The sequence below is a fragment of the Roseovarius litorisediminis genome, from assembly GCF_900172295.1.
Taxonomy (GTDB): Bacteria; Pseudomonadota; Alphaproteobacteria; order Rhodobacterales; family Rhodobacteraceae; genus Roseovarius; species Roseovarius litorisediminis.
Map to the genome: position 1 here is coordinate 301,129 of NZ_FWFL01000005.1, position 13,442 is coordinate 314,570.

Genomic DNA, 13,442 nt, shown 5'->3' on the forward strand with positions numbered 1-13,442 from the left:
CGCCGCAGCTGGGATGACCCGACAAAAGCGTCATTTCAATTTCTTATACAGAGCCAAAGATCAGCTTTCTTGCCTTACCGCTTCCACAATCCTGTTTACAACCTTGTCCAACAGCGCCGGATCTACCGCCTCGCCCATGACGCGGATCAACGGCTCGGTTCCCGACTTGCGGATCAATAGGCGCCCCTCGCTGCTTAATTCGGATTCACCTTTGGCAATAGCTTCTTGTACTAAAGCCGATTCAAGCGGAGCTTTCCCGGCATCATAGCGCACGTTAATCAGCTTTTGGGGCACCGGGTCGAACACACGTGCCAGTTTGCTGGCCTTCTGGCCCGTTTCAACCATGCAGGCCAGAAACTGCAGCGCCCCGATCAGCCCATCCCCGGTGGTGGCGTAGTCTGTCATCACGATATGACCAGACTGCTCACCCCCCAGTGTGTGTCCGTTGGCGCGCATTTCCTCGACGACATAGCGGTCACCCACGGACGTGCGTTTCAGCGCGATTCCCTGATCGTTCAGATAGCGCTCAAGCCCGAGGTTTGACATCACCGTCGCCACCAGGGTGTTGCCGGCCAGCCGGCCCTCCTGGGCCCAGCGGCTGGCGATCAGGCCCATGATCTGGTCGCCATCTGCCACATGGCCGGTTTCGTCGATCAAAACCACGCGGTCGGCGTCGCCATCCAGGCAAATGCCGATATCTGCACGCGTCTCGACAACCTTTTTGGCGGCCGCCTCGGGGTGGGTCGATCCGCATTCAAGGTTGATATTGGTCCCGTTGGGTTCGATCCCCATGGCGATCACCTCGGCGCCCAATTCCCACAGCACTTCGGGCGCTGTGCGATAAGCGGCTCCGTTGGCGCAATCCACCACGATCCGCAGCCCATCCAGCCGCTTGCCGCGTGGGAAGGTGGTTTTGGCATATTCAACATAGCGCCCGCGCGCATCATCGAACCGTCTGGCACGACCGATGTTTTCCGGCGCTGCCGGGGTCACGCCCTTGGCCAAAATGGATTCGATCCCCGCTTCAGCCTCATCGCTCAGTTTGAAACCATCCGGGCCGAACAGTTTGATGCCATTGTCGCTGGCGGGGTTGTGACTGGCCGAAATCATCACGCCCACATCGGCGCGCAGGCTGTTGGTCAGATAGCCCACCGCAGGCGTCGGCACCGGCCCCAGCAAAAATACATTCATGCCGGTCGAGGTAAATCCGGCCGTCAGGGCATATTCGATCATGTAACCTGACAGGCGCGTATCCTTGCCGATCACCACGCGGTGTTCCTGCTGGTCACGTCGGAAATACCGACCGGCGGCAGCGCCCAGACGCAAAGCCATATCCGCTGTCATCGGCCAGCTGTTGGCACGCCCGCGAACGCCATCCGTGCCAAAGAGTTTCTGTGACATCGGGTTACTCCTACTCGTGTCCTGCCCGGGCCCGACCGGGACCTTGTTGACTCCGACTCTTAACCGCCACGATCGTGCCTGTCCAATACCTGCAACACCGATGCTTTCCCGGAGGTCCGGTATGTTGACTAATGTGCGGGGTGACCGCATTAAAGGCCAAGGCTAGGTTGGAATTCAAAAGGCGGATTTTATGAAAATTGCAGTGATCGGAACGGGCTATGTCGGGCTTGTTTCTGGTGTTTGCTTTTCCGACTTCGGTCACGACGTGGTATGTGTTGACAAAAATCCCGACAAGATCGCGATGCTTGAACGCGGAGAAGTTCCGATTTTCGAACCCGGCCTTGATCAGCTGATGGCCAGGAATGTCGAGGCTGGTCGTTTGTCGTTTACCACCGATCTGGCTGCGGCGATCAAGGGGTCCGAAGCCATTTTTATCGCGGTCGGGACACCTACGCGGCGGGGTGACGGACATGCTGACCTGACCTATGTGATGGCCGCCGCTGAAGAGATTGCTCAGATTGCCAGCGACTATGTCGTCATCGTTACCAAATCCACCGTGCCTGTGGGCACCAATCGTCAGGTCAAGCAGGTGGTCAAAAAGGCCAACCCTGATCTGGATTTCGACGTCGCCTCAAACCCCGAATTCCTGCGCGAAGGGGCAGCCATTGACGATTTCATGAAGCCCGACCGCGTCGTTGTTGGCGTCCAGTCCGAGCGCGCCGCCGAAATCATGAACGAGGTTTACCGCCCTCTCTATCTGCGCGACTTTCCGATTCTGACCACCGATCTGGAAAGCGCCGAGATGATCAAATATGCCGCCAATGCCTTTCTGGCGGCCAAGATTACCTTCATCAATGAAATCGCTGCGCTCTGTGAGCGAACTGGTGCAGACGTAAAGCAGGTCAGCCATGGCATTGGCCTTGATGGCCGTATCGGTAACAAGTTCCTGCATGCCGGGCCAGGGTATGGCGGCAGTTGTTTTCCCAAGGACACCAAGGCGCTGGCGCGGATTGGCCAAGAGCACGGATTGCCGATGCAGATCACCGAAACGGTGATCAAGATCAACGAAGAGGTCAAGCGCCGGATGATCGACAAGCTGCTGGATCTGTGCGGCGGCTCTTTCAACGGCAAAACCGTCGGCGTTCTGGGCGTGACGTTCAAGCCCAACACCGACGATATGCGTGACGCCCCGGCGTTAACCATCATCCCCGCACTGGTGGGCGGAGGTGCCAAGGTGCGGGTGACCGACCCCCAAGGCCGCCACGAGGGTGAGGCCCTTTTGCCCGGCGTCTCGTGGGTTGAGGATCCTTATAAATGCGCCAACAATGCCGATCTGCTGGTTATTTTGACCGAGTGGAACGAATTCCGCGCGCTTGATCTCAAACGCATCGCCAAAAAGATGGCCACCCGGCACCTTGCCGACCTGCGCAACATCTATTCGGTAAAAGACGCCAAACGCGCCGGGTTCGACGCTTACGAAAGCGTCGGCCGCGCCGGGTTTGAGCGCGCATCCGAAAAGGGCAACGACTGAATTTTACCTGAAAGGGCAGGGTTGTTATGCGGACGAAGAGGAAGTTCCCGGCTTCCTTTTGTTGACGTAAGTCAAAGCATTCATCGCCATCTCTGATACTTTGTCGAAAAGAGGCTGCGTCGCGAGGATTATGTGTTTCGCTTCCGTTTTAGGAGTTATAATGGCGGGTCGCTGGTATTGCTTGGTTCAACTATGCTGGCAATTCCTGCTCTATTTGTTTTGGGCGGCTACTTTGAAGATTACCTCCCTAATTTTGTTTTAGAATTTGGTCGCGGTATATTGATCCTCTACACTTATCAAGCTGCATTCGCGGCACACAGCTTTGGTGAGTGGGTCTTAAATCTACCCTACATGATAGCTCTTGGCTCGCTAGCTGTAGGGATATTTCTCGAATTTTTGGCGCGTCGAAATTCCAATTAAATCAATTGCCAACCTCGCGCGGTGAGGAAAAGCAATTTGGACCGCATTGGGCTCACAGCGGTCATTGGCGCTTTTGGTCACATAAAAATCGTATCTCAAAGAATGATATCTTCAATCGTTTTCGGATGCTGTGTGATCTGCTCATAGCCGTCTTCGGTGATGATAAAACTATCCCCTACCTGCGCGCGGAATGTCTGAACCGAAACCGATCCATCCACCGCCAGCACCATACCCGGCTGCAGAATGGTTTTATCCCCGGTTACCAGCTGGGGTTTTTCAAGAAAACTATACCCCGTCGCCCGCCCGCATCGAAACGGGTAATCATACCCCGCACCCTGAATAACCTCGGCATAGGCCGTGTGCACGCTTTCCGCCGTCACACCGGGGCGCAACGCCTTCAATGCCGCCTGCTGGCTGGCCAAAGCCACCTCATAGACCGCAGCCTGTGATTTATCCGCAATCTCACCAATCCAGAAGGTCCGGTCAAACCCCAGCTTGAAGCGGTGAAAATTGGTCATACCGCAAAAGCACAGGAAAACCGGTTCGCCGTGTCGCATAACCCGCGTGGTGGCGCGGTGATGGGTTTTGGTGATCGTATCCCCCGACGCCATGATCTGCAGGAAATGGGTATTGGGTGACATGTCGGCGTCAACGTAATGCGCCGCCAGCAGTTCGGCCGCTTTGCGCGTGCCCGCCTGAGAGGTCGCGATTGCCACCTCGTATTCCGGTACGCCATCGCCAATGGCCGCGCGGCCTGCGGCCATCATTGCCGTGGCCACCTCACCGGCGTGACGCGCCTGTTGCAGCTCGGGCCCGGTTTTGATCATCCGCATATCGGCCAGAATGGGCGTCACATTGCCCAGCTTTGCTGCGTCAACCAGCGTGTCCACATAGCCGCGCACCAATGGTGGCATATGATCCGGTTCAATCGCGACACGCGCAGTGCCAGACAGGGCGGCAGGCAGCTCTTCGCGCCATTCATTCCCCGCACCATCATTCCACGGCGCGACGCGATCCACCTGTGCAGCGGCTTCGGCCATCACAAGGTCGATTGTTGGGGTGATCAGCAGCGTATCGCCATCGCGCGACACCATAAGGATTGTCGGGCGGCCAAATTCCATATGCAGGTAATCGTAGTAGCCGGTCAGGTAATAAACGTTGTCGTCATCAGTGATCAAAGCAACATCAATACCCGCCTCGGCCATCCGGCGCCGCAATGCTGCCATGCGTGTTTCATACATCGGGATCGCCCTGTAATTGCTGCTCGACCAGTGAAACCCAATAGGATGACCCCGGGACAAGGGCGGCGTCGTTGAAATCATAATCAGCCGAATGCAGCGGTCGGGCAAAGCTGCCTTCAACCCCGTTGCCCATCAGCACAAAAGCCCCCGGCACCGCATTGGCCATATGCGCAAAATCTTCCGAGAACAGTTTGGGAGGGCAATCGCCATCCACCCTGTCGGCCACTCCGTGAGCCGCCTCAACAGCAGCCCGGGCCGCGCCGGACGCGTTGATTGTCGGTGGAAAGATCGTGTTATAGCTGACCGTGCCGCTTACCCCGTGGGCGGCACATATCCCATCGACGATCATACGCATCGACGCCTCGATCCCCGTATTCGTTTCAGGTGTCAGCGCCCTTGCATCGCCGCTTAAGGTGGCGCTTCCGGGCAGGACATTTCGTTTGCCGTCGGTGATAAATTCAGTAACAGACACGACGCCATTTTGCGCCGGGTCCAGCTTGCGGGCGACAATGGTTTGCAAGGCGCCCACCACCTCGGCCCCAACGGTAATCGCGTCGACACCCATATGGGGCAGGGCGGCATGCCCCCCTCGCGCGGTGATCTTTATCTCGAACAGCGCCTCGCTTGCGGTGATCGGCCCGGCGCGGGTGGCAAAATGGCCCACCGGCATGCCGGGAATATTATGCATGCCAAATACCTCATCCACCGGGAATTGCGTGAACAGGCCATCGGAAATCATCGCGGCGGCGCCTTCGCCAAATTCCTCGTTGGGCTGGAAAATGAACACGGCCCGCCCATTGAATTCGCCGTGGTTCGCCAGATATTTTGCAGCCCCCAGTGCCATGGCCATATGCCCGTCATGGCCACAGGCGTGCATCTGCCCGTCGGTTTGTGATCGGTATTTAAATGCGTTAGCCTCGTGAATGGGTAGGGCATCCATGTCGGCGCGGATGCCGATGCTGCGCGTGCCGTTGCCCTTCTGCAAAATGCCGACAACCCCGGTCTGGCCCAGCCCGCGATGAACCTCCAGCCCGAAGCTGGCCAGCAGATCCACCACTAGGTCCGAGGTGCTGTTCAGGTCAAACTGCAATTCAGGCCGGCGGTGAAAATCATGCCGCCAGGCGGTCATTTCATCTTGTAGCTGCGTCGTCTTGAGCATCGCGGTCTCTCCCTTCGTGGCGCCACCCTGTCGGAATTCCTTTTTGCGCTCAAGCGTTATGGTCATCCTCGTCCGTTCCAGCGTAAACTTTGGCCCAATAGGTGTGAATGAGGAAAACCAATGAAAACTGCCGTTGTCACCGGCGCCGCCCGCGGGATTGGGCTGGCCACTACCAAACAGTTCCTGGATCAGGGGTGGCGTGTTGTCATGATTGATCGCGATGCGCCTGAACTGGAAAAGGCAGCCACGCCGCTGAAGGATGTCGATTCGGTCATCTGCGACGTGTCACAACCCGGGCAGGTCGATCAGATGGCGGCCTATCTGGCGGAAAGCTGCGCGAGCATTGATGCGCTGGTGAATAATGCAGGCGTGGCTGATTTCGGCCCCCTTGCCGAAACGGATTTCTCCCGCTGGCGCACCGTGATGGAAACCAATCTGGATGGTGTTTTTCTGATGTCGCAGGCGCTGCGGGACAAGCTGTGCACTGCCAAGGGGGCGATCGTTAACATCGCATCAATCTCGGGTCTGCGCGCGTCAACCCTGCGGGTGGCCTATGGCACATCGAAGGCGGCAGTCAAACACCTGACCCAGCAGCAGGCGGTGGAACTGGGCGAATATGGCGTGCGCGCCAATTGCGTCTGCCCCGGCCCGGTGGCGACCAAACTGGCGATGGCGGTGCATTCGCCCCAGATCATTGCCGCCTATCACGACGCAATTCCGCTTAACCGCTATGGCACCGAGGATGAGATTGCGGCGGTCATCACCTTCCTGTGCTCGGACAAGGCCAGCTATGTCACCGGTCAGATCATCGCGGCAGATGGTGGGTTCGAGGCCACAGGCATCGGCCTGCCGGCACTGCGCTAGGTCTTTGGGAATTGTGCGGCGGGTTCCCATTCGCAAAGACATGTGTGACCTTTAGTGGGTCATTGTTACCCACCGTTTAAAACGCCTCAGAGTCCACTGCGAAAACCTGAACGGAGAGTTACATCTTGGGAAATGTCCTGGTGCCTGAACTGGCCGTATCTGACTGGCGTGTTTCAAGGCGGTTCTATTGCGACATCCTTGGCTTTGAATGCCTGTATCAACGCGAGGAAGATGGATTTTGTTATTTGAACCTGGGTGGAGCGGAACTGATGATTGATCAGATCGGCCTTGGACGGGATTTCGACGATGGCCATTTGCCGAAACGATACCCTTTTGGAAAAGGTCTCAACCTTCAAATCAAAGTTCCGCAAATTCAGCCTATGATAGATGCCCTGTCGGCCGCCAAATGGCCGATTTTTCTGGGCCCGGAAGATAAATGGTACCGCAAGGATCGTGGTGAAGTGGGGAACCGGCAGTTTATCGTTGCGGATCCTGATGGCTACCTGCTTCGTTTCTTCGAAGATCTTGGCTGGCGCAGAATCTAGCCCCTGATCTATCGTGAAAAGCGTGCAATTCAAATTTCAGGTTGGCTGGTGTGGGTCCTGAATGCCCGGCATCTGTCACCAATCACCCTGCTTGCCCTTCAGCACTTTGAAAGGTTCCAGGTTCTCACCATTCACCCAGGCAAATCCGTCGTTGGTCATTACAATCGTATAGGGCGTCCAGTCTGTGCTGCGCCACCAGCTGTCATACTGGTTGGTGTCGGCCCGGACCCTCCATTTACCTTCGTCAGGCCGCCCGCCTTCGGGGGCATAAATTGTGCGCCCGTTTTCAAAGTAATATTGACTGTAATTTGATCCCGCCCATGTACCAACAATGGTGTTCCCGGACAACAATTCCTGAATTTGCGCCGCATTTATCTGAATGGCCAGGGGCTTGTTCCCTGCGCCGTTGTCCGCCTGCGCAGGAAACGCCAACGCGGTCATGGCAAGGGTCATGAATAATCTGCGATACATATGAAATCCTCCGGATGTAAGGCCTTAGATTCTTGCATTTCAAATGGCGTTTGGCGATTCAGTTTCTTGTGGGTGAAACAAGAATAGCCCGAAAATCGTTGACATTGGTCAGCGTTGGCCCGGTCACTACCTGATCGCCGATCCGTCCGAAATACCCATGCGCATCATTGCGTGCCAATGCCTCGGCGGCATCGGTGCCTCTGCTCAGCGTGTCCGGCGTGATCACGGCGCCTGCAACCTCGGCTGCGCCATCCACGCCGTCGGTATCGCAGGCAATGGCATAAATGTCGTTTGTCCCGTTCAACGCCAAAGCCAGGGCTAGCGCAAATTCCGCATTGGGCCCGCCCACACCATCGCCGCGCCGGGTCACTGTCAGTTCGCCGCCGGACAGCAGCAGCACCGGCGCATCGCTAGGGTCCAGACCCTCCTGTATTTTCCAGGCCATCTCGGCCTGCCCACGCGCCACATCCCGTGCCTCGCCTTCCAGTGCATCACCGAGCATTTGCACATCAACGCCCTCGGCGCGCGCCAAAGCCGCCGCCGCTGCCAGCGATTGCGAGGGGGCGGCATAAATCACATTCTCCACCCGGGTCAGCCGTTCATCGCCGGGGTCAATCACCTGTCGTGGCCCCTCCAGTACTGCTTGCACTGAGGCAGGCATGGCAATTCCGTGCTGCTCCAGAATTGCCCGCGCATCAGCGGGCGTGCTGGTATCGCCTACCGTGGGGCCTGAGCCGATCATCGCCGGGTCATCCCCCGGCACGTCTGAGATCATCAGCGCCAGCATACGTGCCGGATACGCCGCTGCTGCCAGCTGACCACCTTTCACCCGGCTGAGATGTTTGCGCAGGGTGTTCATCTGTCCGATCGCAGCCCCCGAGGCCAGCAGCGCCTGATTGACTGCCTGTTTTTCTTCCAGCGAAATATCACCGGCGGGCTGCACCAACAGGGCCGAGGCCCCGCCCGAGATCAGCGCCAGCACCATGTCGTCTTTGCCCAGTCCGCTGACCAGATCCAGCATCCGCCGTGTAGCGCGCAGCCCGGACTCGTCGGGCACCGGATGCGCGGCTTCGACAATCTCGATACCCTTGCAGGGGCGGGCGTAACCATAGCGGGTGATCACCAACCCCTGGCAGGGGCCATATTGCGCCTCGACTGCCTCGGCCATACGCGCACTGGCCTTGCCTGCGCCAACCACCACCAGCCGCCCGCCCGGACGGGGTGGCAGCGCATGGTGCAGGCTTTGCATTGGATCGGCTACCTCGACCGCACGGTCAAAGAGGCGCCTGAGGAAGGGCAGAGGGTCTTGCATCGGGCATCCTTATCTTATCGTCGCCTCACCCTAACCGCCCTTCGGCGTCTGAAACAGGCCATTCGCGGCACCTGTCGCATCATATCCGCAGCCTTTACGTTGTTAAGCGGAGTGCGCAGGCGCACGCTCTTTTTTTGACTGACGCGAGGGGCGGCGTTGGGCAGATCGACTGGCGGTGCTGTGTCGGGCAGTCGGTGCAGATGAGTATTTGGGGAAAAGCGAAAGCAGGAGGCTGGCCAAGTCTTCATCCTGCTTTAATTGCCGGATGAGATGCGCCACGCAACGACGCCGCCTTGACAAACAAGGGGCGGCGCGCGACAGACGCGGCTATGTTCATGACCTTTCTGTCCGTGGCCCTTGGTGGCGCAATCGGCGCCTGCCTGCGCTTTGGCTCTGGCCTGGCGATTCTGCGTCTGGGCGGTACCAATTTTCCGTTAGGGGTTTTGTTCGTCAATATTGTTGGATCGTTTGTGATGGGGGTCTTTGTGGTGTATTCCTTTCATCGGGATGTTCAGTACCTCAATCCCTTTGTGATGACCGGGGTCTTGGGCGGTTTCACCACTTTCTCGGCCTTTTCGCTTGAGGCGTTTACGTTGTTTGAGCGGGGTCAGTTCGCGGCGGCTGCGGCTTATGTGGCGCTGTCGGTCGGGGTTTCATTGGCCGCATTGGTGCTGGGCGTCTGGCTGGCAAGGGGGATCTGGGCATGAGCCGGGTACAAACGTTCAACGTAACCGCCGATGCCGCCGATCAGCGGCTGGACCGCTGGCTGCGTCATTATTTCCCGCATCTGGGACAGGCACGGATCGAGAAACTTTGCCGCAAAGGCGAGATCAGAGTGGATGGCGGCCGGGTAAAATCCAACACCCGCCTGATCGAGGGACAGCAGGTGCGCATTCCGCCGCTGCCCGAACCGGGTGAGAGGCCAACCTATGACCAAACCCGTATTTCGGACGCTGATGCCAGGTTCATCCAGTCCTGCGTGATCTACCGCGATGACGATATCATCGCGCTCAATAAACCCCCCGGCCTGCCAGTGCAGGGCGGCAGTAAACAGACCCGGCATGTCGATGGTCTGGCCGAGGCGCTGCGCTTTGGGATGGAAGAAAAACCGCGGCTGGTGCATCGCCTTGATAAGGATACTTCGGGTGTTTTGATCCTGGCCCGCACGCGCCTTGCCGCCAAGGGGCTGACCGCCGCCTTCCGCCACCGTGCCACGCGCAAGATCTACTGGGCTGCCGTCGCCGGCGTGCCCAATCCACGCATGGGCACGATCAAATACGGGCTGGTCAAGGCCCCGGGGCACGGGGCCAAGGGTGAGGGCGAAAAAATGCTTTGCCTGCACCCCCGCGACGTCGACAACACACCTGGCGCAAAAACTGCCACGACCGACTATGCGGTGATCGAGGCTGCGGGCAGCCGGACCTCGTGGGTGGCGCTGATCCCCGTCACTGGCCGGACCCACCAGCTGCGTGCGCATATGGCCGAGATCGGCCATCCGATTATTGGCGATGGCAAGTACGGTGGTTCGGGTCAGGAGAATCTTGGGGATGGCTGGGGTGCGCAGCTGGGCGGTGATATCAGCCGCAAACTGCATCTGCACGCGCGCTCGCTCAAGATCGAGCACCCGGTCACACGCGCCATCCTGCATCTTACCGCCCCCTTGCCTGATCATATGGCGCGCACCTGGGATACTTTTCAGTGGATCCCCTCCGAGGCCCCCGAAGACCCGCTTGAGGATATGGCATGACCCGCGCCTTGCGGCTTATTATATTCGATGTCGACGGGACGCTGGTCGATAGTCAAAACGACATTCTGGGTGCCATGACCCATGCGTTTGAACGTGCTGGTCAACCGGTGCCGACGCGGGATGAAACCCTTGGCATCGTCGGCCTTTCGCTGGATGTGGCGATCCCCCGGCTGGCCCCCTTGCTGGATGTGTCCCTGCACGCGCAGATCGTCGCGTGGTACAAAGAGGCCTATATGGACCTGCGCGCCAAAACCGGCGTTGCTGAATCGTCACCGCTTTATCCTCACGCCCTTGCCACGTTACGGGCCCTGCATGCGGTGCCGGAGAATATTCTTGGTGTGGCCACCGGCAAATCCCGTCGCGGGCTGGACAAGCTGCTGGACGGCCACGGGTTGCGCCATATGTTCGCCACCCAGCAGGTTGCTGACCACCACCCGTCAAAGCCACATCCGTCGATGTTGCGGGCGGCCCTGTCGGAAACCGGGATTGATGCGCGCGATGCGGTGATGATCGGCGATACCAGCTTTGACATGGAAATGGCCCGCGCTGCCGGCATCCCCGCCATCGGCGTAAGCTGGGGCTATCACGCCGCTGACGTTCTGAGTGCGGCCACCCAGATCATCGACGACTTTCGCCAATTGCCGGCCTGTCTAGAGTCTTTGTGGGAAATCAGCCAATGAGCGCCTGGAAAGCCAAACGTTTCTGGAAAGAGGTCAACGTCGTTCCCGCCGACGGCGGGTATACTGTGCACCTTGATAACCGCCCGGTCCGGACGCCGGCCAAGGCGGCGCTGGTGGTCCCCACCCGCACCATGGCGCAGGAAATTGCCGCGGAATGGGATGCGCAGGAAGGTCAGATTGCGCCTGCCACCATGCCGACCACCCGTTCGGCCAATGCCGCAATCGACAAGGTGACCCACCAGCATGCCGAAGTGGCCGACCTGATTGCCGCGTATGGCGATGCCGATCTGACCTGTTATCGTGCCGACGGCCCCAAAGCGCTAGTTGCCCGGCAGGTCGAGGCCTGGGACCCGCTGCTGGACTGGGCCGAATCGGTTTTGAATGTACGTCTGAACCCGGTGACCGGTGTCATACACGCACCGCAGGATGGCGCAGCGCTGCAGCGACTTTCGGCCCGCGTGCACGCAATGGATGCGTTTGCGCTCACAGCCTTTCACGATCTTGTCAGTCTGACCGGCTCGCTGATCATCGGCTTTGCTGCCACCCATGACCTGCATTCGCCCGAAACTCTTTGGCGCCTGTCCCGGATTGATGAAATCTGGCAGGAAGAACAGTGGGGCGAAGACGAAGAAGCCGCCGAAATGGCGGCAAGGAAAGAATCTGACTTTCTTCATGCCAAACGCTTTCATGATCTTGCGCGGTCAATCCAGTAGCGTTGGCCGGAAAATCAGGTAACGTAACGGAACACAGTAAAAATGGCTAACCTTTCATGCCAAATCAGGCCGAATGGCTATCGTTTTTCGTGAACCGGGTCTTGACGTTTTGTGATGAATCCACACAAACTCGCGACCACTGAAAGGGGAATTCCCTTTTTACAGTATCGCCCCGGCCCAAACGGGCCGAACGAACCGCCCCCAGAAGGGTGGAAAATCAGGAAGAGGTAAAAATGAAAAAATCCGTATTTCTTGGCGCGCTCACCGCCGCTGGCCTGGCGGCCGGTGCGGCCGCTGCCGGCACGTTGGACGACGTGAAAGCACGTGGCAAGCTGAACTGTGGCGTGACCACCGGTGTTGTCGGCTTTGGCGCACCCGATGCCAACGGCGAATGGCAAGGCTTTGACGTTGGTGTATGCCGCGCCGTTGCTGCGGCTGTTCTGGGTGACGCAAGCGCTGTCGAATTCGTTCCCACAACCGGCAAAACCCGTTTCACCGCGCTTGCGTCGGGTGAGATCGACATGCTGGCCCGGAACACAACCTGGACTTTCTCGCGCGACGTGGACCTCAAGTTCACTTTCGTTGGCGTGAACTATTATGACGGTCAGGGTTTCATGGTTCCCAAGGAACTGGGCGTAAGCTCGGCCACGGAACTGGATGGCGCCACCGTCTGCATCCAGACCGGCACCACAACCGAGCTGAACCTGGCGGACTATTTCCGTTCGAACAACATCAGCTACGAGCCGGTTCCGATCGAAACCAACGCTGAAGCCCAGCAGCAGTATCTGGCAGGTGCCTGTGACGTCTACACAACAGACGCGTCGGGTCTGGCTGCAACACGTTCGGCGTTCGAAGATCCCACAGCACACGTTCTGCTGCCCGAGATCATCTCGAAAGAGCCTCTGGGTCCGCTTGTACGCCACGGCGACAACGAATGGGGTGACGTGGTCCGCTGGACGCTGAACGCCCTGATCGCCGCCGAAGAGGTTGGCATCAACAGCGCCAACATAGGTGATCTGTCGGCCGCTCCGGGTAACAACCCTGAAATCAACCGTATTCTCGGCACCGAGGGCAACCTGGGCGAAATGCTGGGTCTGTCGGCTGACTGGGCCAAGAACGCCATCATGGCGGGTGGTAACTATGGTGAGCTGTTCGAGAAGAACATTGGCGAAAACACACCGGTCGGTCTGGCCCGTGGCCTGAACGCCCAGTGGACCAACGGCGGCCTGCTTTATTCGCCGCCCTTCCGCTAAGACCTGAAACGATAAAGGGCGCGGGACACTCCGCGCCCTTTTCACACGACGGATACAAATAATCGGCCCACGGCGCCTGACGCTGAATATAAATCCAAACCGGGC

General features: G+C 58.5%; 13 protein-coding genes. 8 read left to right on the forward strand and 5 right to left on the reverse strand.

The window, feature by feature from the left end:
- Positions 1 to 60 precede the first annotated feature (60 nt).
- The gene (glmM, locus tag PEL8287_RS11855) at positions 61 to 1,401 is read right to left on the reverse strand and encodes a phosphoglucosamine mutase (RefSeq protein ID WP_085892597.1); all 1,341 of its coding nucleotides are present in this window, start codon (positions 1,399 to 1,401) and stop codon (positions 61 to 63) included.
- 190 nt (positions 1,402 to 1,591) lie between these two features.
- Here glmM and PEL8287_RS11860 point away from each other — a divergent pair, with 190 nt between their 5' ends.
- Entirely contained in the window at positions 1,592 to 2,932 is a 1,341-nt protein-coding gene (locus PEL8287_RS11860) for a UDP-glucose dehydrogenase family protein (RefSeq protein ID WP_085892598.1), read from the forward strand.
- Between the two features lie 515 nt (positions 2,933 to 3,447).
- On the opposite strand, the gene PEL8287_RS11865 is transcribed toward PEL8287_RS11860, so the two are convergent.
- Together PEL8287_RS11865 and PEL8287_RS11870 are read right to left on the reverse strand one after the other, a co-directional pair.
- Positions 3,448 to 4,593 carry a M24 family metallopeptidase gene (locus PEL8287_RS11865; protein ID WP_085892599.1) on the reverse strand — a complete coding sequence of 382 codons (1,146 nt, stop codon included), beginning with the start codon at positions 4,591 to 4,593 and terminating at the stop codon, positions 3,448 to 3,450.
- Positions 4,586 to 5,818, reverse strand: a complete 1,233-nt coding sequence (locus PEL8287_RS11870; RefSeq protein ID WP_235862286.1) for a M20 aminoacylase family protein — start codon at positions 5,816 to 5,818, stop codon at positions 4,586 to 4,588. The genes PEL8287_RS11865 and PEL8287_RS11870 overlap by 8 nt, the downstream gene beginning before the upstream one ends.
- 54 nt (positions 5,819 to 5,872) lie before the next feature.
- Here PEL8287_RS11870 and PEL8287_RS11875 point away from each other — a divergent pair, with 54 nt between their 5' ends.
- Complete coding sequence (locus PEL8287_RS11875) at positions 5,873 to 6,616, forward strand: SDR family NAD(P)-dependent oxidoreductase (RefSeq protein ID WP_085892600.1); 744 nt, start codon at positions 5,873 to 5,875, stop codon at positions 6,614 to 6,616.
- Positions 6,617 to 6,741: 125 nt separating this feature from the next.
- Positions 6,742 to 7,161: a bleomycin resistance protein gene (locus PEL8287_RS11880; RefSeq protein ID WP_085892601.1), complete on the forward strand. Its 420-nt coding sequence runs from the start codon at positions 6,742 to 6,744 to the stop codon at positions 7,159 to 7,161.
- 75 nt (positions 7,162 to 7,236) lie between these two features.
- Here PEL8287_RS11880 and PEL8287_RS11885 read toward each other — a convergent pair whose 3' ends face one another.
- A complete protein-coding gene (locus PEL8287_RS11885; RefSeq protein WP_085892602.1) occupies positions 7,237 to 7,632 on the reverse strand; it encodes a hypothetical protein in 396 nt (131 codons plus the stop codon).
- A gap of 58 nt (positions 7,633 to 7,690) precedes the next feature.
- On the reverse strand, positions 7,691 to 8,944 hold the full coding sequence (locus tag PEL8287_RS11890; RefSeq protein ID WP_085892603.1) for a glycerate kinase type-2 family protein: 1,254 nt from the start codon (positions 8,942 to 8,944) through the stop codon (positions 7,691 to 7,693).
- A 329-nt stretch (positions 8,945 to 9,273) separates the two neighbouring features.
- Between PEL8287_RS11890 and crcB the strand changes: the two genes are divergently transcribed.
- The 5 genes from crcB (at position 9,274) to PEL8287_RS11915 (ending at position 13,337) form a co-directional block, all read left to right on the forward strand.
- The gene (gene crcB, locus PEL8287_RS11895) at positions 9,274 to 9,651 is read left to right on the forward strand and encodes a fluoride efflux transporter CrcB (RefSeq protein WP_085892604.1); all 378 of its coding nucleotides are present in this window, start codon (positions 9,274 to 9,276) and stop codon (positions 9,649 to 9,651) included.
- Positions 9,648 to 10,691, forward strand: coding sequence for an RluA family pseudouridine synthase (locus PEL8287_RS11900; protein ID WP_085892605.1), 1,044 nt, complete (start codon positions 9,648 to 9,650; stop codon positions 10,689 to 10,691). Before crcB ends, PEL8287_RS11900 begins: the two co-directional genes overlap by 4 nt.
- The gene (locus PEL8287_RS11905) at positions 10,688 to 11,371 is read left to right on the forward strand and encodes an HAD-IA family hydrolase (protein ID WP_085892606.1); all 684 of its coding nucleotides are present in this window, start codon (positions 10,688 to 10,690) and stop codon (positions 11,369 to 11,371) included. The genes PEL8287_RS11900 and PEL8287_RS11905 overlap by 4 nt, the downstream gene beginning before the upstream one ends.
- On the forward strand, positions 11,368 to 12,084 hold the full coding sequence (locus tag PEL8287_RS11910; protein WP_085892607.1) for an ATP12 family chaperone protein: 717 nt from the start codon (positions 11,368 to 11,370) through the stop codon (positions 12,082 to 12,084). Before PEL8287_RS11905 ends, PEL8287_RS11910 begins: the two co-directional genes overlap by 4 nt.
- 233 nt (positions 12,085 to 12,317) lie before the next feature.
- Entirely contained in the window at positions 12,318 to 13,337 is a 1,020-nt protein-coding gene (locus PEL8287_RS11915) for an amino acid ABC transporter substrate-binding protein (RefSeq protein WP_085892608.1), read from the forward strand.
- The last annotated feature ends 105 nt before the right edge of the window (positions 13,338 to 13,442 follow it).

What these genes read in the sequence shown, in the direction of transcription:
- glmM (WP_085892597.1), bottom strand. Translation starts at nt 1,401, where the DNA reads ATGTCACAGAAACTCTTTGGCACGGATGGCGTTCGCGGGCGTGCCAAC.
- PEL8287_RS11860 (WP_085892598.1), top strand. Translation starts at nt 1,592, where the DNA reads ATGAAAATTGCAGTGATCGGAACGGGCTATGTCGGGCTTGTTTCTGGT.
- PEL8287_RS11865 (WP_085892599.1), bottom strand. Translation starts at nt 4,593, where the DNA reads ATGTATGAAACACGCATGGCAGCATTGCGGCGCCGGATGGCCGAGGCG.
- PEL8287_RS11870 (WP_235862286.1), bottom strand. Translation starts at nt 5,818, where the DNA reads ATGACCATAACGCTTGAGCGCAAAAAGGAATTCCGACAGGGTGGCGCC.
- PEL8287_RS11875 (WP_085892600.1), top strand. Translation starts at nt 5,873, where the DNA reads ATGAAAACTGCCGTTGTCACCGGCGCCGCCCGCGGGATTGGGCTGGCC.
- PEL8287_RS11885 (WP_085892602.1), bottom strand. Translation starts at nt 7,632, where the DNA reads ATGTATCGCAGATTATTCATGACCCTTGCCATGACCGCGTTGGCGTTT.
- PEL8287_RS11890 (WP_085892603.1), bottom strand. Translation starts at nt 8,944, where the DNA reads ATGCAAGACCCTCTGCCCTTCCTCAGGCGCCTCTTTGACCGTGCGGTC.
- crcB (WP_085892604.1), top strand. Translation starts at nt 9,274, where the DNA reads ATGTTCATGACCTTTCTGTCCGTGGCCCTTGGTGGCGCAATCGGCGCC.
- PEL8287_RS11900 (WP_085892605.1), top strand. Translation starts at nt 9,648, where the DNA reads ATGAGCCGGGTACAAACGTTCAACGTAACCGCCGATGCCGCCGATCAG.
- PEL8287_RS11905 (WP_085892606.1), top strand. Translation starts at nt 10,688, where the DNA reads ATGACCCGCGCCTTGCGGCTTATTATATTCGATGTCGACGGGACGCTG.
- PEL8287_RS11910 (WP_085892607.1), top strand. Translation starts at nt 11,368, where the DNA reads ATGAGCGCCTGGAAAGCCAAACGTTTCTGGAAAGAGGTCAACGTCGTT.
- PEL8287_RS11915 (WP_085892608.1), top strand. Translation starts at nt 12,318, where the DNA reads ATGAAAAAATCCGTATTTCTTGGCGCGCTCACCGCCGCTGGCCTGGCG.